This window comes from Paenibacillus sp. FSL H7-0690 (genome assembly GCF_037980415.1).
Taxonomy (GTDB): domain Bacteria; phylum Bacillota; class Bacilli; order Paenibacillales; family Paenibacillaceae; genus Paenibacillus_AQ; species Paenibacillus_AQ odorifer.
Genome location: NZ_CP150281.1, coordinates 5,405,586 through 5,425,358 on the forward strand (window position 1 = coordinate 5,405,586; position 19,773 = coordinate 5,425,358).

At 44.3% G+C, this 19,773-nt stretch carries 20 protein-coding genes; 6 read left to right on the top strand and 14 right to left on the bottom strand.

Going from position 1 to position 19,773, the window contains the following annotated elements; translation table 11 throughout:
- Positions 1-26 precede the first annotated feature (26 nt).
- The 3 genes from MHI32_RS23840 to MHI32_RS23850 all read right to left on the bottom strand — a co-directional run bounded on the left by MHI32_RS23840 (position 27) and on the right by MHI32_RS23850 (position 4,154).
- Positions 27-2,702, bottom strand: coding sequence for a ComEC/Rec2 family competence protein (locus MHI32_RS23840; protein WP_340011071.1), 2,676 nt, complete (start codon positions 2,700-2,702; stop codon positions 27-29).
- Between the two features lie 119 nt (positions 2,703-2,821).
- The gene (locus tag MHI32_RS23845; protein WP_076137388.1) at positions 2,822-3,340 is read right to left on the bottom strand and encodes a dCMP deaminase family protein; all 519 of its coding nucleotides are present in this window, start codon (positions 3,338-3,340) and stop codon (positions 2,822-2,824) included.
- Positions 3,341-3,452: 112 nt separating this feature from the next.
- Positions 3,453-4,154, bottom strand: coding sequence for a ComEA family DNA-binding protein (locus MHI32_RS23850; RefSeq protein ID WP_076278811.1), 702 nt, complete (start codon positions 4,152-4,154; stop codon positions 3,453-3,455).
- A gap of 187 nt (positions 4,155-4,341) precedes the next feature.
- Between MHI32_RS23850 and comER the strand changes: the two genes are divergently transcribed.
- Entirely contained in the window at positions 4,342-5,193 is an 852-nt protein-coding gene (gene comER, locus MHI32_RS23855) for a late competence protein ComER (RefSeq protein ID WP_036677548.1), read from the top strand.
- Between the two features lie 61 nt (positions 5,194-5,254).
- Here the strand turns inward: comER and leuS are convergent, their stop codons facing one another.
- From leuS to MHI32_RS23885, 6 genes are all read right to left on the bottom strand, one after another.
- Positions 5,255-7,705, bottom strand: a complete 2,451-nt coding sequence (leuS, locus tag MHI32_RS23860) for a leucine--tRNA ligase (RefSeq protein ID WP_076303081.1) — start codon at positions 7,703-7,705, stop codon at positions 5,255-5,257.
- Between the two features lie 517 nt (positions 7,706-8,222).
- Positions 8,223-9,290, bottom strand: coding sequence for an AI-2E family transporter (locus MHI32_RS23865; RefSeq protein ID WP_036677553.1), 1,068 nt, complete (start codon positions 9,288-9,290; stop codon positions 8,223-8,225).
- Between the two features lie 179 nt (positions 9,291-9,469).
- Positions 9,470-9,679, bottom strand: coding sequence for a hypothetical protein (locus MHI32_RS23870; RefSeq protein WP_036677557.1), 210 nt, complete (start codon positions 9,677-9,679; stop codon positions 9,470-9,472).
- 14 nt (positions 9,680-9,693) lie between these two features.
- Complete coding sequence (locus tag MHI32_RS23875) at positions 9,694-10,215, bottom strand: PRC-barrel domain-containing protein (RefSeq protein ID WP_036677560.1); 522 nt, start codon at positions 10,213-10,215, stop codon at positions 9,694-9,696.
- Positions 10,216-10,307: 92 nt separating this feature from the next.
- Complete coding sequence (locus MHI32_RS23880) at positions 10,308-11,459, bottom strand: cysteine desulfurase family protein (protein ID WP_076129682.1); 1,152 nt, start codon at positions 11,457-11,459, stop codon at positions 10,308-10,310.
- 128 nt (positions 11,460-11,587) lie between these two features.
- Positions 11,588-12,043 (bottom strand): DUF523 domain-containing protein, encoded by a 456-nt coding sequence (locus MHI32_RS23885; protein WP_076129681.1) that lies wholly within the window; start codon positions 12,041-12,043, stop codon positions 11,588-11,590.
- A gap of 156 nt (positions 12,044-12,199) precedes the next feature.
- On the opposite strand from MHI32_RS23885, the gene MHI32_RS23890 reads away from it, so the two are divergent.
- On the top strand, positions 12,200-12,868 hold the full coding sequence (locus MHI32_RS23890; protein WP_076129680.1) for an SOS response-associated peptidase: 669 nt from the start codon (positions 12,200-12,202) through the stop codon (positions 12,866-12,868).
- A 249-nt stretch (positions 12,869-13,117) separates the two neighbouring features.
- Here MHI32_RS23890 and MHI32_RS23895 read toward each other — a convergent pair whose 3' ends face one another.
- From MHI32_RS23895 to MHI32_RS23905, 3 genes are all read right to left on the bottom strand, one after another.
- Positions 13,118-14,218 carry a glycosyltransferase family 4 protein gene (locus tag MHI32_RS23895; protein WP_340011076.1) on the bottom strand — a complete coding sequence of 367 codons (1,101 nt, stop codon included), beginning with the start codon at positions 14,216-14,218 and terminating at the stop codon, positions 13,118-13,120.
- Positions 14,219-14,240: 22 nt separating this feature from the next.
- On the bottom strand, positions 14,241-15,449 hold the full coding sequence (locus MHI32_RS23900; protein ID WP_340011078.1) for a glycosyltransferase: 1,209 nt from the start codon (positions 15,447-15,449) through the stop codon (positions 14,241-14,243).
- Positions 15,450-15,607: 158 nt separating this feature from the next.
- Entirely contained in the window at positions 15,608-15,982 is a 375-nt protein-coding gene (locus MHI32_RS23905; RefSeq protein ID WP_076129677.1) for a hypothetical protein, read from the bottom strand.
- 271 nt (positions 15,983-16,253) lie between these two features.
- On the opposite strand from MHI32_RS23905, the gene MHI32_RS23910 reads away from it, so the two are divergent.
- A complete protein-coding gene (locus MHI32_RS23910; RefSeq protein ID WP_076281201.1) occupies positions 16,254-16,697 on the top strand; it encodes a carboxymuconolactone decarboxylase family protein in 444 nt (147 codons plus the stop codon).
- Positions 16,698-16,876: 179 nt separating this feature from the next.
- Here the strand turns inward: MHI32_RS23910 and MHI32_RS23915 are convergent, their stop codons facing one another.
- Positions 16,877-17,329 (bottom strand): MarR family transcriptional regulator, encoded by a 453-nt coding sequence (locus MHI32_RS23915; RefSeq protein WP_076179370.1) that lies wholly within the window; start codon positions 17,327-17,329, stop codon positions 16,877-16,879.
- 128 nt (positions 17,330-17,457) lie between these two features.
- On the opposite strand from MHI32_RS23915, the gene MHI32_RS23920 reads away from it, so the two are divergent.
- The 3 genes from MHI32_RS23920 (at position 17,458) to MHI32_RS23930 (ending at position 19,042) form a co-directional block, all read left to right on the top strand.
- Positions 17,458-17,904 carry a GNAT family N-acetyltransferase gene (locus tag MHI32_RS23920; RefSeq protein ID WP_076129675.1) on the top strand — a complete coding sequence of 149 codons (447 nt, stop codon included), beginning with the start codon at positions 17,458-17,460 and terminating at the stop codon, positions 17,902-17,904.
- Entirely contained in the window at positions 17,901-18,518 is a 618-nt protein-coding gene (locus tag MHI32_RS23925) for a hypothetical protein (RefSeq protein ID WP_076179369.1), read from the top strand. Before MHI32_RS23920 ends, MHI32_RS23925 begins: the two co-directional genes overlap by 4 nt.
- A gap of 68 nt (positions 18,519-18,586) precedes the next feature.
- A complete protein-coding gene (locus MHI32_RS23930; RefSeq protein WP_076179368.1) occupies positions 18,587-19,042 on the top strand; it encodes a GNAT family N-acetyltransferase in 456 nt (151 codons plus the stop codon).
- A gap of 202 nt (positions 19,043-19,244) precedes the next feature.
- Here the strand turns inward: MHI32_RS23930 and MHI32_RS23935 are convergent, their stop codons facing one another.
- A complete protein-coding gene (locus tag MHI32_RS23935) occupies positions 19,245-19,664 on the bottom strand; it encodes an Rrf2 family transcriptional regulator (protein ID WP_036677599.1) in 420 nt (139 codons plus the stop codon).
- Positions 19,665-19,773 lie beyond the last annotated feature (109 nt).

The following is a 19,773-nucleotide window of genomic DNA, read 5'->3' on the forward strand; positions in this document are numbered from 1 at the left end:
CTCAATCACATTACTCAACTACCTCCCTAATCCGCTCCCTCCGCCAACTTATGACGCACAATAATCCCGTCGGCCCGCACACGCATCTGGATCTCTCCCTGCTGATCCGTTCTATAAATAGCAGCTTGATTAGCTTTCAAACGTTCCAATACCTCAGCTTTCGGATGACCATATAGATTATTTACTCCCGCAGAAATCACCGCAGCGGCTGGGTGCCAAAACTGCAGCCAAGACTCGCCTGTTGAAGTTTTGCTCCCATGGTGAGCTACTTTTAAAACGTCAATGGCAGGTCCTGCGTTAATGCCCTTTTGCAGGGCTTGCTGCACAATCTCCTCCTCGGCTTCCAGATCCATATCTCCGGTAAATAGAAAATTTCTTCCGTTCATCTCTAGACGAAAAACTACAGAATCGTGGTTCTGATCCTCCAACAGTGGGATGCTATTCAGCATAGAAGAACCTGACGCTGCTCCCTCTCTATCTTGTTCTTCCGGCCATAAAAAGGACAGCTCCGTCTTATCATCCGGGGAAAGCCTCATTCCCTGATGTACGGCATACAGTTGAACATTGTTCTCCAGCGCAGTCCGCATCATCTCCATATAAGATTCACGGTCAGCGAGTGTGCCATTAAAAAGCAGTGCCGAAACCGGAATTGCCTCCATAACGGCTTGGAGTCCCCCGGCATGATCCTGATCCCCATGAGTCAAAATAATCGCGTCCAGACGGTGGATCCCACGTTTTTTAAGCAAAGGCACCAACACTTTAGCCCCTACCTCGAACGGGCTGCGGCGAATGCGCCATTCTTCTTTTTGCCCAAAATTTAACGTTCCTCCACCATCTACAAGAATATGAGCTCCTTTTGGTGTAGTGATGAGGATACTGTCGCCTTGCCCGATATCCAGGTAACTAATCGTCCCTTTACCCGCCTGACGTTCTGACTGATAACCCTTGTACAGCATTAGGCCCAGTCCAACCGCAGATAGTAGAACAATCGCTCCGCTCCAACGTACAATCTTAGGTTCATCCAAAAAATACTGTGCGCTCCCCGTTCCCCCAAACCCGCCGTGCTTGTTCACAGATAAACCAATCTCAGCTAACGGCCTCGTCTCATCCTCCATATACTGAGGTGTTGCGCGGGCTTCTACTCTTAGCCTGGCAGCATACAACAGCCCACACAATAAGACATAATACACTCCAATCCACAGCAGTGAAGGCGAGCGCCAAATCAGAACTCCACCAGCAAAACCATTAATCCATTCAACCGCATAAAAAGTAACGTTATTCAGCAGCTCCGTAATATGTGCCAAAAAAATCGCGGCATCTCCCCACAATCGTCCAAGCAGTAGCGCAAGCGTTCCTAACGGCAATACGATAAAAGTAATAAAGGGCACAAAAACCAGATTAGCCACTAAAGACAGGAGAGAAAATTGATTAAAATAATAAATCGTCAATGGAAATGAGACTAACTGGGCAACTAGAGTCACAGAGACGGCGCTTTTAAGCCAGCGTGGCAGTGCGCTCAGCAGAGGGTCCATAAGCGGAACGTAGACCATTAATCCTAAGGTCACCAGAAACGACAACTGGAAACTGACACTGAGCAGCATGTAAGGATTCCAAATCAGCATAACCAGTGCCGCTGCAGCCAAAATATTCAGTCCATCCTTCAGCATGCCAACTCGTGCAGCGAGCAATGCAATCATACTCATTAATCCCGCACGCACGATAGACGGACCCGCACCTGTCAACAGGACGTATACAGGAACGAGCACTAAGGTGACTGTTAGCGTGGTTTCTTTTGTCATCCGTAAGCGCCTGAATATAAATAAAAGAACACCAACATACACCGCAACATGCATACCTGAAATGGCGAGGATATGTGTCAAACCAAGTTGTGAGAACTGCTTAAAGGTATCCGGATCGAGATCATCCTGCATCCCAATCACCAAACCCTTCATATATCCAGAGTGGCGCGCTTGAAACAGCCGATCCGTCTCCGCTCCAAGAACTGCCCGCGCTTTATCATTCCAGCGTAAGATCATTAACGGATTCCATGAATCTGGAGCAGTTGCTTGCACATTCTCTGCACCTTGACTCTTTAGAAGCCAGTGAATCTTCTGCGTATGCAAATAGGCCCGATAATCAAACCCTCCGTAATTCCGCGCTGTCGCTGGCTCTTCAAGTACACCGTTTAGCGACACCTGATCCCCTCTGCGCCACTCCGCAGCAATAGCGATTTCTTGCTCGGCAAGTAGTTTGATCTGCACCATAATTAACTCCCCATGCACTCTTTTATCTTGTTCATCCCGCGGATCAGGTGAAGCGGCATCTTCCTCAGTAATCAACAATAACTCTGAGAGCTTCATCGTGAAATCAACCCGGTCCCCGTCCCGTTCCACCACGGAAACTATCGTCCCCTTAGCCTCCACGGCAGTCTCATTCAACTCCGACAATAATCTCCCTAGCGCTTCAGGCAGGTGACTTAAATTACGGCCTTCATTCCATTCCCAATATCCAGCGGATAAACTAATCGCCAAACAAAATATCGCCAGCTGTTTCCAGCTCATGTTCACCCAAACTCTCATACTAACCAGTAAAAATAGTAATCCAGCCCACGCCAACCATAAGCTAATCCCTGAGAATAAACACGCTGCTGCGCTTCCAGCAATCCAGCACACTGTAAAACTTAATAAGGGTCTCTCCTTCATGCCTCCACTCTCCTCCTTTCGCAAGATTTAACAAAAAAAAGAACCTCTGCATACGCCATAAAAGCGCACGAGAGGTTCTTCCTCAAGCCATCTTATTCAATTAGGGTTGTACAATACAGCTACTCCGCTACTTTAATCATCGTTTCACTTGGCGGCTCATAGTTCTCCAATTGGCGAAATACGATGCCTTTGGCAGCCATCATTGCTTCTACCTTTTCCATATCCTTACGGTAAGGACGATAATACACAATCTCCACAATACCGCTATTAGCCAGCATATTTGCACAGGTCCAGCAAGGCTCATCCGTCACGTAGACGGTACTGCCTTCCCGGTCAATCCGGTCTGTGAATAGCAAAAGATTCTGTTCGGCATGAATCGTGCGAATGCAGCGCTGTTTCTTCACCATAGTCTCTACGCCATCCACGATCTCCATCTCATATTGCTCCGAGAGCATACAACCTGCCTCTGAGCAATCAGGTACGCCCATTGGCGCCCCGTTGTACGCGGTACCAAGCAGCTTCTTGCCTTGCACCAGTACTGCACCTACATGTCGTCGTGAGCAGCGTGAACGAGTTGAGACCATACAGGCAATGTCCATGAAATAAGTATCCCAGTCTTTACGATAGGCAGTAGTCATAATCAATCTCCATATCCTTCTAAATAGTTGTTAACTATTGTAGCACATCCCCGCAAGTTTTCACTAGGACAACGGTTGTGGCACTTCCAACGATCTTCATTTCTTATTATCTTCAAAATATTACTAAAGCTTTTAACTTCTCCAGCATTTTAGGTCCTATCCCCTTTACCTTCCCCAGATCAGACAGGCTGCGAAAGGTCCCTGCACGGTTGCGGTAATCCATAATTGCCTGAGCCTTCTTTTCTCCGATGCCCGGAAGATCCATCAGCTCCTTAACACCCGCAGTATTCACATTTACTTTACCTTCCTGTGAAGCTGCTGATATGGAAAGCTCAGTCGTCTCCTTAGCCGCAACAACTTTATCCCCTGCAGGCGTTTGCTTCCCTGCAATGTTTGGCGTTTGAACTTCTGCCCCTGCTGGTGTTTGGCCTTCTGCCATTGGCGTTTGGCCCGCTCCTTCTGCTCTCTCCCCCGCAACTGCTGTCGAAGCTTTTTCAGCTGCCGAAGTTTGATCAGCTTGTTCTGCTCGCGCTGCCTCCTTAACCTTCTCACCTTCTTCAGCATTCCCAGCAGCTTCAGCCTGCCCTGCATCTTTCTCTAAATGTAGCTTATTTCCCTTCGTCTGATGACCTCCCTCACTGCCCCCAGCAGCTGGAGCGGCACCAGACTCAGCGATTCCAACCGCTTGCTCCATACCAACATTCAAAGTCTCCCACCCGGCAATCCCGGAATCGCCCTTGCTCCCTGCCGCCCATAAAAGCCCACTTCCTATTACAGCAGCAGCCACTCCGAGTACGATACTTCCTTTATTCATATTACTTTCCTCCTCACAAAAATTCTTCTTATGCCTTTTTGTGAATCTTCATACATTCCTGCGGCTGGAAACTCCTTTAATTATTCATACAAAACCTGTCATCTGTCCAAGTCTATCCTGCATACATATAACGAAGAGCATTCATGTCAGTTAGTAAATAAGCAACGCTAGAAAGGAGGAACCACAGGTGAAAGTTGGATTTATCGGAACAGGCAGCATGGGCAGCCTGCTGATTGACGCCTTTCTTTCTTCCGGAGCCCTGAATCCGTGCGATGTACTCGCCAGCAACCGCAGTCTGAATAAACTGCTGGAGCTAGAAGATCGTCATCCCGGCATAAACTTATGCGGAAGCAATAGTGAAACAGCGACTGGAAGTGACATTGTTTTTTTATGTGTAAAACCGCTGGAATTCAAAACCTTAACAGATGAGATCGGCCCTTATCTCCGTAGCGATCAAATCGTCGTATCCATTACAAGTCCCGTTCAATTGCAACATCTGGAATCCGCTTTGCCGTCCAAAATAGCCAAGATCATCCCCAGCATTACACACTGTGTCAAAAGTGGGACATCACTGTGCATATTTGGCAGCAGGCTTAATAAAGAAGACAGGCTCGTGCTGCTGCAGCTGTTGTCTTTCATAGGTGTTCCTTTGGAAATTCAAGAGGCCCATACCCGAATCGCTTCTGATTTCTCCAGCTGCGGACCTGCGTTCTTGAGCTATTTCATTGAACGCTGGATTGAAGCTGCGGTGGAAGTTACCGGGATTGAAGAGACGTTAATCAGCCGGCTTGCAGGTGAAATGCTGCTTGGAACAGGCAAGCTGCTAACAGAAGGAGAATTCACCCCGCAAGAGCTTCAAGAACGTGTAGCTGTCCGTGGTGGGATTACCGCAGAGGCACTGAACCATCTTCGCATTAGCCTTGAGGGCGTATTCGAACGTCTCATCATGACTACCCATGATAAATACGATGAGGATGTTACCAAGCTGGATGCGTTATTTGGGCATGACGGTATTATTCAAAGTCCCGTAGACCGTTAGAAAACAATAAAACCCGCAGCACGGAATTCTCCGTTGCTGCGGGCAATATTGCGTTCTTCGCTTAACCCACTACGATATTTACAAGCTTGCCAGGAACCGCAATGATCTTGCGTACGGTTTTACCTTCTACTGCTGCACTCACATTCGGGAGTGACAACGCATGAGCTTGCATCTCTTCTTGACCCATATCCTGCGGGATCAATGCGCGTTGTACGATTTTACCATTTACCTGAATAACGATTTCAACCTCAGCATCCACCGTCCATGCTTCATCATACGTTGGCCAAGCCACGTAGCTGATACTTCCTTCGTGACCGAGCAGCTGCCACAGCTCTTCAGCGATGTGAGGCGCCAGTGGTGACAACATTTGTACGAAGTGTTCAGCAGCTTCTTGGGACAAAGTTTCTTGCTTATAAGCATCGTTAATAAAAATCATCAATTGGCTAATTGAGGTATTGAAACGCAGATGCTCGAAATCATCAGTGACCTTCTTAATGGTCTTGTGCCAAGTGCGTTTGAACTCGTCAGTGCCACCGTCTGCTGTGATTTTGGTGCTCAGCTTACCATCTTCACTCACGAACAGGCGCCATACACGGGACAAGAAACGGTGAACTCCTTCTACACCCTTTTCATTCCAAGGTTTGGTTGCTTCCAGAGGGCCCATAAACATTTCATACACACGCAGCGTATCTGCACCAAATGCTTCTACAATCTCATCAGGGTTGATGACATTTCCGCGTGATTTACTCATTTTTTCATTATTATTTCCAAGAATCATACCTTGGTTAACCAGCTTATGGAAAGGTTCTTTTGTTTCAACTACGCCGAGATCATAAAGCACCTTGTGCCAGAAACGTGCATAGAGCAAGTGAAGCACGGCATGCTCTGCTCCACCAATATACAGATCTACTGGAAGCCATGCTTTTTGCTTCTCAGGGGAGCAAAGCTCTTGATCGTTTTTCGGATCAATATAACGCAGGTAATACCAGCAGCTGCCCGCCCATTGCGGCATGGTGTTCGTCTCACGGCGAGCCTTCATGCCAGTCTCAGGATCGATAGTTTCCACCCACTCTGTTACATTCGCAAGTGGAGATTCCCCTGTACCCGAAGGTTTGATTGCCTCTACATCTGGCAGTACCAGCGGCAGCTGATCCACCGGAACAGTCTTCATTGTGCCGTCTTCCAAATGCAGAATTGGAATGGGCTCTCCCCAGTAGCGTTGACGGCTGAACAGCCAGTCACGCAGACGATAGGTTACTTTGCCTTTACCTACGCCCTTCTCTTCCAACCAAGCAATCATCTTAGCAATCGCTTCTTCATTCTTGAGTCCATTCAGGAAATCAGAATTGACATGCGGACCATCTCCGGAATAAACCTCTTCTTCAACGTTGCCGCCTTGAACGACTTCCACGATATTCAGGCCGAATTGTTTAGCAAATTCCCAGTCGCGAGTATCGTGACCCGGAACTGCCATAATTGCTCCCGTTCCGTAACCAGCAAGCACATAATCTGCAATCCAGATTGGCACCTTCGCACCATTCACAGGATTAATTGCATATGCGCCTGTGAAGACACCGCTCTTCTCTTTCGCCAAATCCGTACGCTCCAGATCGCTCTTACGTGAAGCTTTTTCACGATATTCTGCCACAGCAGCAAGCTGTGCTTCAGTTGTAATCACATCAACAAGCTCATGCTCTGGTGCCAATACGCAGTAACTTGCTCCGAACAGTGTATCTGGACGTGTAGTAAACACGGTCAGGTTAGCTTCGTGACCTTCAATGTTAAAGTTCACTTCTGCACCTGTTGATTTCCCGATCCAGTTGCGCTGCATATCCTTGATGCTTTCGGACCAATCCAGCTCTTCCAGATCCTCCAGCAAACGCTCAGCGTACTCTGTAATTCTCAGAATCCATTGACGCATCGGTTTGCGCACGACAGGGTGACCTCCGCGCTCACTTTTACCATCGATAACCTCTTCGTTGGCAAGTACCGTACCCAGTGCCTCACACCAGTTAACAGGTACTTCTGCTACATAAGCCAGGCCTTTGTTATACAACTGGATAAAAATCCATTGTGTCCATTTATAATAATCCGGATCTGTCGTACTGATCTCGCGGTCCCAATCGTAGGAGAAACCCAGCGATTTGATCTGACGACGGAAATTATCGATGTTCTTATCGGTAAAATCACGTGGATGCTGGCCGGTATCCATCGCATACTGCTCTGCCGGAAGTCCAAAAGCATCCCAGCCCATCGGATGCAATACGTTGAAACCTCGCATCCGTTTGTAGCGAGAAACGATATCCGTCGCTGTGTAACCCTCTGGATGACCTACGTGCAGTCCTGCACCTGAAGGATACGGAAACATATCCAGTGCATAAAAATTGGGTTTTTCAGGATCTTCTCCTGTCTTAAAGCTTTTGTTCTCATCCCAGAACTTTTGCCATTTCGGCTCAATAGCCTGCGCCCGGTAACCAGTAGCGGGTATGCTATTTGTTTGATTGTCGCTCATTGTCTGCTCCTCCTTGGAGTGTTACTTCTTAGATTTCTTATTTCTTAACCAAGCATATACGCCCTCGGTGTCCTTATAAGGACAGTAAGCATTTATGCGGGAAATATAAGACATGAAGTATTGCGTGAAACGTATACTCTCTTATATTTACAAAAAAACCTCCCATCCCTAGCGTATTATCGCTAGGGACGAGAGGTTATAATTCCCGTGGTACCACCCTAGTTAGCGGCTGAATATACTTTATTCTGCCACTCACTTTGCACCCTTTAGCGGGGGTGAGGCGACGGCGGTTCATTCATGACATCCATTATCTCTTATGGATATCCTGTAAACTTGCACCGTTACTCCGAGGTGAGTTCACTCTGTTCCGTTAACCGACTCGCACCTTAGTGCCGGCTCTCTGCAATAACGGTATAGAATTAATAATCCTCATCATCGAACAACTATATACTGAGTCATCAGTAATATTCCCCAACATTATATACAAAACTGTTATCAATAGTCAATGATTATCCCTTTATACAGGCTTTCGTTTGATTAAAAACGCCATAAAGTGTTGAATAACGACTTTTGCAGCTGCAAAGAACGGTACAGCAAGGATCAGTCCAATCATCCCTGCCAGCTCACCACCTACCAGCAATGCAAAGATAATAAGCAGCGGATGCAAATGTAGCGTCCTGCCTACTACCTGTGGAGAAATAATATTGCTCTCCACAATTTGGCATAAAGTGTTTACCACAGCAACCAGTAGAACTAATCGAAAAGAGACGGTCGAAGCCATCACAATAGCAGGTGCAGCCCCTAGAAAAGGACCCATATACGGAACAATATTGAATACTGCCACCACACTGGCGAACAGTAAGGCATAAGGCATTCCGACGATAGCATAGCCGATATAGGCGAGCACACCTATAATGATGCAGACCAGAAATTGTCCGCGAATGTAATTGCCGAGCGCGGCATCAATATCTTTTAACAAAGTAACAATAGACTTGCGGCGTGCGCGGGGCAGACAAGAGACCACCGTCCGTTCAAATACGTCAAAATCCTTCAGAATATAGAACACCAGAAACGGCACGATAAAAGCATTGAACAGCAAGTTAATCGTTGTCCCTATGTTATCGAGAAAATGAGAAATCCCTTCGGCCAGACGATTCTCCAGTTGAAAAAACCAGTTGTTCATCCCCATTTCAACCCCAGGTGGTATTAGCCTTGTATTCATATGGCTCATCAGGCCTTGGGCTTGCAGTGTGATCTCAGGCAGATGTTCATTTAACTCTTCAAGCTGCTCAATAAACATCGGGATAAGGTTGATGGCGATCACGGTAATCGCCGTTAGAAACACTGCATATATAAGTAGAACAGCTACGCTACGCGGCATCTTCCGTCCGGCCAGCATACTAACCACGGGATTCAGCACATAGGAAATAATCATAGCTGCCAGAAATGGAGCGAGGATTGCCTTTAAAAATACAAAAATCCCCTGCAGCATCGGACGAAGCAACCAAACAAAATACAAAATGATCAGGGATAGCAGCACTCCGATCATCCAGCGGAACCATTTACTTTGGGACCATTGTTCCATGAGAGTACCCTCCTGCGGTAGAGCCTGGACTAGCTTCGTAAATAAGTATATGTATGGCCGCAGCAAAATAACCATCAAACACACAAAAAAGCGTCAACAACCTTGCAACTGATTTCAGCTGAAAGGAAATTGACGCTTAAGTACATAGAGCAGTCTTGCTTACAAAGCAAGATTCATAGTTAAGACGACGCATGAATTTGCGGGAAATCCTGAGTCATATCATCCCCGGAGAACAGGTCGTCCAGTGAGCTTAGTGTGCCGTCTTCTTCAACTTGATAAACCGACATTTTTTCGCCATTTACCGTCAATTCGATGAAACAGCCCCAGCAATAAAACTGGTGGGAACCGATCTTTCCGATATCTTTGGAGTTGCAGTTTGGACACTTCATATAATACATTCCACCTATCCGTTAACAATATTAATGGCTTTTTGTAGCCGTTCTTCGCTCATCGCAGGAACCATTAATGCATTCTCACCAATGGACATCTCGTCAGAACAAGGCAGCCATTTGCGGCCTTCGATCAAATCAGTGACAAGCCCGTCACTAATTTCCAGCGCTCCTATTGTGTTTCCCAACTTTTGGTCAAAATAAACATCAGATATTCGTCCGAGTATAGTTCCAGTTGTAGTTAGCACTTTTAAATCCTTAAGTTTGTTCTTTCCAAGTAGAAAAGTACAAGGTATATGATCGGCATCTATCTTATCAATCGACTCTTTACTACGAATCATGACAGCATCCTCGCCGTAGGCCACAATATCTTCCCATGCCACAAATTTCACATGGCCACCAAAAAAAGATTTGCTTTCCAGTTCAATACCCGTAATATTCCAGTTTGAATCGAGCAAAATATCGACAATTTTGCCGATTGCGTTACCCTCTTCAACTTCATATACAGCCAAGCCGATCAGATCTTGAAGTTTCATGGCTGCTCGGTCTCCTCACTTTGAGTGTAATTACGAGTTCTCAAAAAGTGAAAGCCCGAATGATCAGGATACCTATCATAGCCTAGAAGTAACTAGTCTCTGATACGCAGCCGATTCAGAATGGTTTCAACTTTTCGAGCAACGTACTCAATTTCTTCAGTAGTATTACCCAAACCCATGCTAAATCGAATCGCGGACCCTAAAATATTTTCTGGAAGCTCCATTGCTCTCAGAACATGGGATATTTCCAGTGATCCTGACGTGCAGGCTGAACCGCTTGCCGCCGCAATCCCGTCCATATCCAGGTTCATCAGCATAACATCTGTTCTAGCTCCCGGGAAGCTCAAATTCAGTATACTTGGCAAAAAATGCTCGGTATTGCCGTTAATCGAATAACTTTCCCGTCCAATCAGCGTATCCAGCTCTTCAAGTAGTCTATTGCGCAGGAGCTGCACTTTTTGTCGACGTTCTGATAGACCTGTAACTGCTATCTCAACAGCCTTGGCAAATCCAGCAGTACCTGCTAGATTTTCTGTTCCGGCTCGTCTGCCGCGCTCCTGAAGGCCACCGTGAAGTCTTGGATGCAGCGGTGCTCCACTCCGCACATAAAGGCCACCGATCCCCCCAGGTCCATTGATTTTGTGAGCTGTAAAGCTCATGTAATCTACCGGAAGCTCCCGCAGTGTGATCGGTAAGGCACCAAGAGCTTGTACAGCATCAACATGGAACAGAATTCCCCGCTCTCTGGCAAGCTGGCCAATTTCCTGAATCGGCTGAACGGTTCCTACCTCATTATTGGCATACATTACACTGATTAGCACCGTGTCTTCCTGCACCGCTGCTTCTACGTCTGCAACGGATACTCGGCCTGTAGAATCCACAGGAAGATAAGTAACCTTAAAGCCTTCCTTCTCCAGCTCTTCGCAGGTATGTAGCACTGCATGATGCTCTATCGCAGAGGTGATAATATGATTGCCTTTCTGGGCAACAGCAGCGACAGCTCCATAGAGGGCTAGATTGTCGCTTTCGGTTCCGCCGCCAGTGAACACCCACTCTTCCGGCGAGCAGCCTAAAAAGGCGGCGATAGTATCGCGCGCCCCATTTAATATTTTCTTGGCTGAACGTCCGAACTGATGTACACTGGACGCATTTCCATATTGTTCTGTCATTATATTCAGCATGACCTTGGCCACCTCGGGATGAACCGGAGTTGATGCGGCGTGGTCCAAATAGATGGTTTTCATCATTCATTTCTCCACTTCTAGGGTATAGGACAATAGTTCGTTTTTAAGAACTATTAAATTATACCGCGCGAGAAGTTAGTTTTCCACAAACTAAAGAACACAATATTGTAATCAATTCCCTGTATAGGCTAGGATAATGACAGCCAATTCTCTTCAGAGGTAACTTCTATGCCGTTTTTTCTAAGTAAAGCCGCAGTCACGCCGTTGCCAGCGATCTTCTTCCCTTTGAACTCTCCGTTATAAATCATGGTGCTGCCGCAAGAAGGACTGTTTTCCTTGAGGACTACCATCGTGGCTGAAACCTCTTGAGCTTTTTCAAGCGTAATATAGGCCCCTTTTAAATATAGTTCTGTTACATCTGTTCCCGACCGGTCCACTACTTTTGCCGTTCCTGCAAGCACATCCTCACCATCCCCGCCGACAATTTCAGCTGGCTCTCTAGGCGTAGAGAATCCCCCTAATAATTCCGGACACACAGCAATAGCCTGATTCTCATTCAAAAGCTTCTGAATTTTCTCATCCAAACAATCCGTACCATTATATCTTACCTTCATGCCAGCTAAACAAGAGCTTACCAAAATCACCTATATGCACCGCTTTCTTCATTCATTGTGCTTCGTTTATAATAAGATACAACCCTCAACAGCCGTTCAAGCTAAGAAATATTTCGAGCATAACATGCTGATTACAAGCTGTAAACAAATCTAGCCTCAAAAACGACCGAATGGGAAGTGTATAAAATGTGCGGACGATATACAATAACAGTCACCATGGAAGAGCTGATGGTCAGATATTTTGCCAATGATTCTACCATTATCCACTATGCTCCAACATATAACGCAGCACCCATGCAGCAAATTCCGGCAGTCATTAACACAGGGTCCAGCAATAAACTTGGGGAACTGCGCTGGGGTCTGGTTCCTTCTTGGGCCAAAGATGATAAAATCGGCAGTAAAATGATCAATGCCCGGGCAGAGTCACTCCTTGAGAAGCCTTCTTTCAAGCGATTAGTAAGCTCCCGCCGCTGCATCATCCCTTCTGATGGTTTCTATGAATGGAAGGCACAGGGCAGCAGTAAACAGCCCATGCGAATCGTGATGCGCGATGGGGGTATTTTTTCAATGGCCGGATTGTATGATATTTGGATGGACCCTGAAGGTAATAAATTAAGTACCTGCACGATTATAACGACTACCCCAAATGAACTTATGGCTGAAATCCACAACCGTATGCCAGTTATTTTGAAGCCTGAGGATGAGCCTGAATGGCTAAGCCGGAGCAATCAGGACGCAACTTCGTTAATAAAGCTTCTTAAACCCTATGATCAGCATCAAATGAGAGCCTATCCGGTTTCCACTGCAGTGGGAAATGTCCGGAATAATACGAAGGAATTAATCAATGAGATATAGACAGGAGGAAGTCATATTTATAAAACACATTTAAAAAAGTGGATCGTAGCAGGGTTAGTATTTCTGAGTTTATTTAGAATTCTGTTCTTTATATTAAAAGAGGTTATCTTTTCTTATGTCACTCTCCCTGATCCCTATAACAATATTATTCAAATGGTGGGAATGATTGTCACCCTTTTATTGACACTAATTCTGACCTCGTTGTTAATCCATGAAAAAACATCTTAACCCTGCAGATTAACCGCAGAGTTAAGACCAGCGCCGCTCAATTTGAATTCTACGTCCCATCAATTGATGATACATCTGTAGAAATCTGTCTGCATACAGCTCGGAGGACAGGTTAGTCCGGATATGCCATTCTCCATTCATCCTGATTCTGGCCCGCAGTGCCGGATCATCCATTAAGGATAGAGCAGCATTCACAGCTTCATCCAGCTGCCCTCTCGTGTATATTTTTCCAGTGTGATTGTTAATGACGAGTCTTCGAACGCCGTCAGAATCTGTAGTAAGTACAGGACAACGGCACAACATCGCCTCAGCAACCGCATATCCAAATCCTTCCAAAATCGAGGTCGAAAGGAGCAAACCTCCCGAATCACCAATAATGCTCATATAATCTGCCATTTGCTCATGAGGAATATTGGAATACGAAATTAATCGTGAAGAAATCCCTGTCTCAGCTACAAATTGATCAAAGCTTTCTTTTTGCTCTGGATCAAACAACGTATCATCCTGAAAAATCCATAAATAAAGCTCGGGATGGATCGCCAGCAGCCTTTGCCCGATTTGCAGAAATTCCCGCCAATTCTTATTCGTTTGAATGCGTCCTACCCAACCGAGGATAGGGAAACTTTTCGCGGGATAATTGGTATATCCAAACTGATCGCAATCGATCGGATCATCAAAACAATATTGTGGAATGGTTGGAAATCCGCCTTTGAAAAGCGCCTGCAAATGGGTTGTTTCCGGATACAGCAGTGCATCGGTGAGCCTGTAAATGCGCTCTGTAAAATTATTAACGACCTGCTCAGCTTCATCTAAGGTACCTAAACCCTGCACTTCAAAAACAAGCGCCCCTTTATACCCAAACTCTCGAATCCGCTCTGCTAAGTTAATATCCGTACACACTACAATTAAGTCAAAAGCTTCCCGAGCAAGCATTGCCCTGATCTCGTCATCACTATTGGTAATATGCGTTTGAATGTTACGGATATTCTGCTGTCCTTTTCCATGGTGTGTATACAGTAAATGGCACTCTACACCGCGAGCATATAACGCTTGGCAGCGAACTCGGTTCAGAGTTTGCATACCACCACTCGGGTTATAAAAAGTGAACAAAATCTTCATCATGATCACTCATTCGCAAATTATTTTAGGTAAAAGAGGTCTTCAACAAATCATACAAATCTGCGCTGCGAAACAGCTCATTATAATAGTGGCTTTTGGTCGAGGGGACATGTCTGTGTCGAAATCCAATCAAGCTATGATCATCCGTGTAGTAGTTGGAAATCGTATCCCCACCCGTAGTAATCAAAGCTTCCAGCATGTACTCAATATCGAGCGCTCCTATAAAAACCTTTGGACCTAAAACTATCGTAAATGGGGTGGATAGCTGCTCAATAGCACTGCAAATCGCGTGTGACTCCACAGCCCCAGGCAGCCAAGCGAACGCTGTCGCAGGATGAGGTATGGTTTCCAATAGAGCTGATGGCTGACGTGTAGTTGATAAATCCAGCACCCGGCATTCATAATTGCTATACGTTTGTTCGTACAGATTCTCTATCCTCGTTATTTCATCCGCACAAGCATTAACTACAGGATATAAAACGGTAATCATCGCCGGAATCCCTCTGCGAAACCGCGCCTGATGGCGGGTCAAATGATAGGCATATCTCCATCTACGATGATTTTCAACCGAATGTAACTGGGCAGATACACTAAAGGTAGAATCCACACGATAATTCACCAGTTCCACCGGTATAAAGCGAATCTCACAATGTTCAGCCAGTCTCAGCCAGTAATCATAATCTTCCACCGGTTCCATTCCATAAGCTCCAACAAACTTCGCAATCTGTGTTTTGTACATAAAAGATACGCCAATGAGCGAATAATCCAGCAATCTCTCTTTGGGCTGTGACTGATAATTACGCTGCGTAGCCAATTGATGTTCGTTGTGAAGAAACTTTCCCTCGTTATCGATGCTTTGAAAAGAACTGAACACGATGCCTAACTCCTGTGGACCTCTAACTAGCGCCCCCCGAAGGATTTCGAGGAAACGGGGTTCATAAACATTGTCGCTGGAAACCCAACTCAAATATTGAATACTGGGCTCACTAAACAAAAGATCAAAGCCAGTATTCAGTGCATGTGCTATACCCCTGTTCTGTGCGTAAGAGATAACCGTTACCCTCGGATCTTCGACAATAATGGATCTCACGAGCGGTTCCATATCTGGTGCTCCATCGATCACAACAACCAGCCGAAAATTGGTAAAAGATTGGTGTAGAACAGACTGCAGAGCTTGCCGCAGAAACTCCGGCTTTTGGGTATACACAGGCATAACTACTCCTACATCCGCCATGATTTTTACCTCTCTCTACATTGGAGTATAAAATCAGTATATTTTGATTCCTCTCATCTGATTGTGTGAATGCCCCTAAAATACTTTATTGCGCCTAAAAAAGCAGCAATCGCCCTATTTCTTTCAGCGACTGCTGCTTAATGGTCTAAACGTTACTATTATATAGGGATAGATAATGCGGTAATCTGCGTCAATTCAGATTGAAGCACTCGCTGATCAGTAACTAGATTTCCGAATTCGTCCAGCCCATACACGGAGGTAACTACTTCTGCCAAAGGAAAAGGACTACTAATTTGTACCTCGTAAGCCAAATTGCCCCCAATGAAAAACTCTCTAATATCAGAACTCTTTGCAGGAACGTAATACCCTGTGACATAAAGCGGAGTAAGAGCTGGCATCGAATATGGAACACCAAAAACTTCGACGATCATCATTGCACTCGCATTACTTGTGTTACGAACACTGACTACTACATTACTTGCTGCAGTACCAGTTGCTCTTGTATTTGTAATAAGACCTGTTGTATAAGGCATTTCCTCACTCCTCCTTTTGGTTTCTATCAACTTATTCACCAGGAAGCCGATAGTTGTGAGGCAAGAGGAAGGGGAAACTCGTGGAATAACAGCCAATTAGACAGGTAGAAGATTATATTGATATCATTTCCGTTCCGCTTTGAGGATATGTCGGCGGGTGATTTCTGCCTTCTTATAAACAAAAATAAGTACAAATGTTCGCATATAAAGAATAATAGTGTTAAAATAAAGTTATACTATTCCTAAACTAAAGCCTAAGGAGTCTTGCCTAATGAGTCAAAGAGTTGCTTACAATGAAGTTGCACCTGAGGGTATGAAAATCATGATGGATATGGAGATGTACACCAAAAAATCTACGATTAATCGGACTACAAGAGAACTTATCAAAATCAGAGTTTCTCAAATTAACGGATGTGCTTTCTGTATAGATATGCATACATCCGAAGCTCGTAAAATGGGTGAAACTGAACAACGAATTTATTGTTTAAATGTTTGGGAGGAATGTACTTTTTATACACCTGAAGAGAAGGTTGCTCTAGAACTAGCTGAGCATATTACGCTAATCCCTTCCAAAAGAGTTCCGGATGATCTATATAAGCAAGTACGTGAACATTACGATGAGAAACAATATGTTGATCTTGTGCTGATTATTAATCAAATCAACAGTTGGAACAGAATTTCTATTGCAATGGGAAATACCCCCGCAGCACAATAATTAACATTAATTAACCTTAATGAACACTTTAGGGTGTTCTTTTTTTATTCTCCGCTCCTCACGTTCCACGGCTCCGTTGATATATGAATCATCTCATTAAAATGCCCTGCCAGTATAATCACTAGCAAGGCATTTTTTCTTGCGATCGTGTTGGGTTAGTTCAATAACAATTTCTGATTTTAGTACTCTCTTTTATTTCCCTTCTTTACGTATTCCCACTCAACCTCAACATTTTTCCTAACTCTTTGCAAAAGTCGAAACAAGACTTCCGTTTCTTTTTCAGATAATCCTGCTAACGCAACCAAGTCGGTATGGTCCCCTTCTCTCTTCAGAAAAGAGTAGGCTTGTTTGCCTTTTTCAGTTGTGAATAACCTTTTTATTTTTTTGTTCGTTTCATCGTCTTTCTTTTCAATAAAACCTTGGATTTCAAGCTTCTGAATCGCACGTGCTGCTGTTGTTCGGTCCACCTTTATCATTTCCGACAGCTTTTCTTGAATAATGCCCGGATTCTCATATATCCGGACCAGATATAAATACTGCCCCTTTGTAAGCTCTAATTCCTTGAACTCTATATTACTTATGGAATCTAATGCCCTCGCTATCATTCCAACTTCACGAAGGATCTCTTTCATTCAATCACCTACCAGTTCCAATAATGTTGTATTTACAACAATATTGATTGTATATATACTTATAATTGTCGTTAATTCATTATGACGTTTTTCCTAAAAAAAACAAATACAGAATGGAGTAAGCAAGAATGAATCTTAAAAGAATTACACTAATCGAGGAACTTGAAGCTGCATTTTCAATCAGAAAAAAAGTATTTGTTGAGGAACAAGGCGTTCCCCTTAATGATGAATTTGATGAATTCGATACACTGAATGGAGAATGTGAACATGTCCTGGCCTATTATGATGGGCAACCAGTTGCCACAGGAAGGATCCGCGTTCTTGATGGTATAGGTAAGTTAGAGCGTATTTGCATCCTAGAACCTTATCGTAAATTTGGAATTGGGAAAAAAATCATTTCGGCATTAGAAGAGATCGTGGTGGAAAAGGGGCATCAAAAAGTTAAATTGCACGGGCAAACTCAGGCGGAGGGCTTCTATAAAAAACTTGGTTATCGGGCTTCATCTACTGAATTTATGGAGGATGGCATCCCTCATCTTTTAATGACTAAAGATCTTTCTGCTTCAAAAGAATGAAGAAGTTTAGTGTAACTACGTTTTCCATTTTCACTTGCGGGATTTTCATCTTAACCCTAGGCGTTTCACTAACAATAATCTCTGACCTTGGAGCATCACCTTTTGATGCACTTTTAGTGGGTCTATCCAAAAATGTCGGTCTTACAGTAGGCAGTTGGGAAGTGCTGATCGCATGCCTATTGATTGGATGTAATTCATGTTTATCCAAGCAAAGACCGGAATTATTAGGGCTGGTAACTGCATTCATAGCAGGCTTAGGTATTGATATGTGGCTTTTTTTGTTTAACCATCTGATCGAGCCTAATCTGTGGATCAGTAAAATTGCTTTTTATGGTTTAGGCTTAATCGCAATTGGATTAGGTACATCCATTTATTTATACGCAAATTTCGCACCGATTCCAGTGGACCGGCTAACATTAGTACTGCAAACGATAACTAGGCTTAGTATACTATTTACTAGAACAATCATTTATCTTGTTTTCTTATTTGCCGCCATTATTTTCAATGGGCCTATTGGGATTGGCACTCTACTTACCATTTGTTTAGGCGGATTAATTCTTAATTACTTTATGCCACTTACACAGAAAGTCTTGGACCGATTGCTACAACATTAATAGCGAACTCCGCTAAAGAAACTTGATTTATACAACAAACCATAATCTTATCATTGGGAGTGAATAATTTGGAGATTAGAATCGATAACTTAACCGGAACCGAAATCATAGCATTGATCAGTGAACATCTTCAGAGCATGTTTGAGCAATCTCCCCCAGAGAGTGTACATGCGTTGAATTTAGATAAATTAAAAACACCTGAAATCACCTTCTGGAGTGCCTGGGAGCAGGGCGAACTCTTAGGTTGCGGTGCTCTTAAAGACATGGGTAGCCATCATGGTGAAATCAAATCCATGCGTACTTCTACCAAGCATCTTAGGAAGGGCATTGCATCTAAAATGCTTGCCCATATTATTAAAGAAGCTAAGCAACAAGGCTATCGGCGGCTGAGCTTGGAAACCGGATCCACTGAAGGGTTCGAAGCGGCTAGAAAACTATATGAACAATATGGGTTTGAATACTGTAGTCCGTTTGCAGATTACATTGAAGACCCCTATAGTGTTTTTATGACGAAAGAATTATAAGTACTGTAGAGGTGCTTACTTGACTACTAATCAATGGATACCGATTCTCGCAGCGTTCATCGGAGCCTTTTGCTGCTGGATTGCGCTCCTTAATAAACGTAAGAACAAATAGAATCACAGATAATAAAAGATAAAAAAAGACTCCCAAATGGGAGCCTAAAGGTTGATTCATAATACTGTTGAGTTATCTTTCATTGGAGATCTAAATATAAAACATGTAATTGTCAGCCAAACTCTCTTCTTTGTAGTTAATCAAATCATAAAGTGTTGTGGAATCCAGCACATCGGCAATACTGTCGCGAATACGCAACCATAAATCCCGTTTCGCTGCATCGTCCTCTTCCGTGAAGTCTACAGGAGAGATAGGGCCCTCCAGCACACGGATGATATCACCGGCAGTGATAGCATTCGCCTCACGCGACAAAATGTATCCGCCATATGCTCCACGAATACTTTTTACAAGTCCTGCATTGCGCAGAGGAGCAATTAGTTGCTCCAGATAATGCTCGGAAAGACCATTTTTCTCAGCGATACTCTTAAGTGAAGTTGGTCCTTCACCAAATTTCAGTGCAAGCTCCATCATAATTGTTAGTCCGTAACGACCTTTAGTTGATATTTTCAAAGGGGCACCTCTTTCAGTTTAATGTCTGATTATTGTATACTATTGATTCGGCAAGTCATTTGGATTGTCATATCAAGGTATTCCGATAATTACTCTCAGTTTATGTTAT

Bases quoted from the DNA above. Each gene is read 5' to 3' on its own strand.
- MHI32_RS23925 (WP_076179369.1), top strand. From the start codon at position 17,901: ATGAAGAAGTTTAGTGTAACTACGTTTTCCATTTTCACTTGCGGGATT.
- leuS (WP_076303081.1), bottom strand. From the start codon at position 7,705: ATGAGCGACAATCAAACAAATAGCATACCCGCTACTGGTTACCGGGCG.
- MHI32_RS23865 (WP_036677553.1), bottom strand. From the start codon at position 9,290: ATGGAACAATGGTCCCAAAGTAAATGGTTCCGCTGGATGATCGGAGTG.
- MHI32_RS23920 (WP_076129675.1), top strand. From the start codon at position 17,458: ATGAATCTTAAAAGAATTACACTAATCGAGGAACTTGAAGCTGCATTT.
- MHI32_RS23880 (WP_076129682.1), bottom strand. From the start codon at position 11,459: ATGAAAACCATCTATTTGGACCACGCCGCATCAACTCCGGTTCATCCC.
- MHI32_RS23870 (WP_036677557.1), bottom strand. From the start codon at position 9,679: ATGAAGTGTCCAAACTGCAACTCCAAAGATATCGGAAAGATCGGTTCC.
- MHI32_RS23845 (WP_076137388.1), bottom strand. From the start codon at position 3,340: ATGACTACTGCCTATCGTAAAGACTGGGATACTTATTTCATGGACATT.
- MHI32_RS23890 (WP_076129680.1), top strand. From the start codon at position 12,200: ATGTGCGGACGATATACAATAACAGTCACCATGGAAGAGCTGATGGTC.
- MHI32_RS23850 (WP_076278811.1), bottom strand. From the start codon at position 4,154: ATGAATAAAGGAAGTATCGTACTCGGAGTGGCTGCTGCTGTAATAGGA.
- MHI32_RS23900 (WP_340011078.1), bottom strand. From the start codon at position 15,449: ATGGCGGATGTAGGAGTAGTTATGCCTGTGTATACCCAAAAGCCGGAG.
- MHI32_RS23910 (WP_076281201.1), top strand. From the start codon at position 16,254: ATGAGTCAAAGAGTTGCTTACAATGAAGTTGCACCTGAGGGTATGAAA.
- MHI32_RS23905 (WP_076129677.1), bottom strand. From the start codon at position 15,982: ATGCCTTATACAACAGGTCTTATTACAAATACAAGAGCAACTGGTACT.
- MHI32_RS23840 (WP_340011071.1), bottom strand. From the start codon at position 2,702: ATGAAGGAGAGACCCTTATTAAGTTTTACAGTGTGCTGGATTGCTGGA.
- MHI32_RS23915 (WP_076179370.1), bottom strand. From the start codon at position 17,329: ATGAAAGAGATCCTTCGTGAAGTTGGAATGATAGCGAGGGCATTAGAT.
- MHI32_RS23895 (WP_340011076.1), bottom strand. From the start codon at position 14,218: ATGATGAAGATTTTGTTCACTTTTTATAACCCGAGTGGTGGTATGCAA.
- MHI32_RS23875 (WP_036677560.1), bottom strand. From the start codon at position 10,215: ATGAAACTTCAAGATCTGATCGGCTTGGCTGTATATGAAGTTGAAGAG.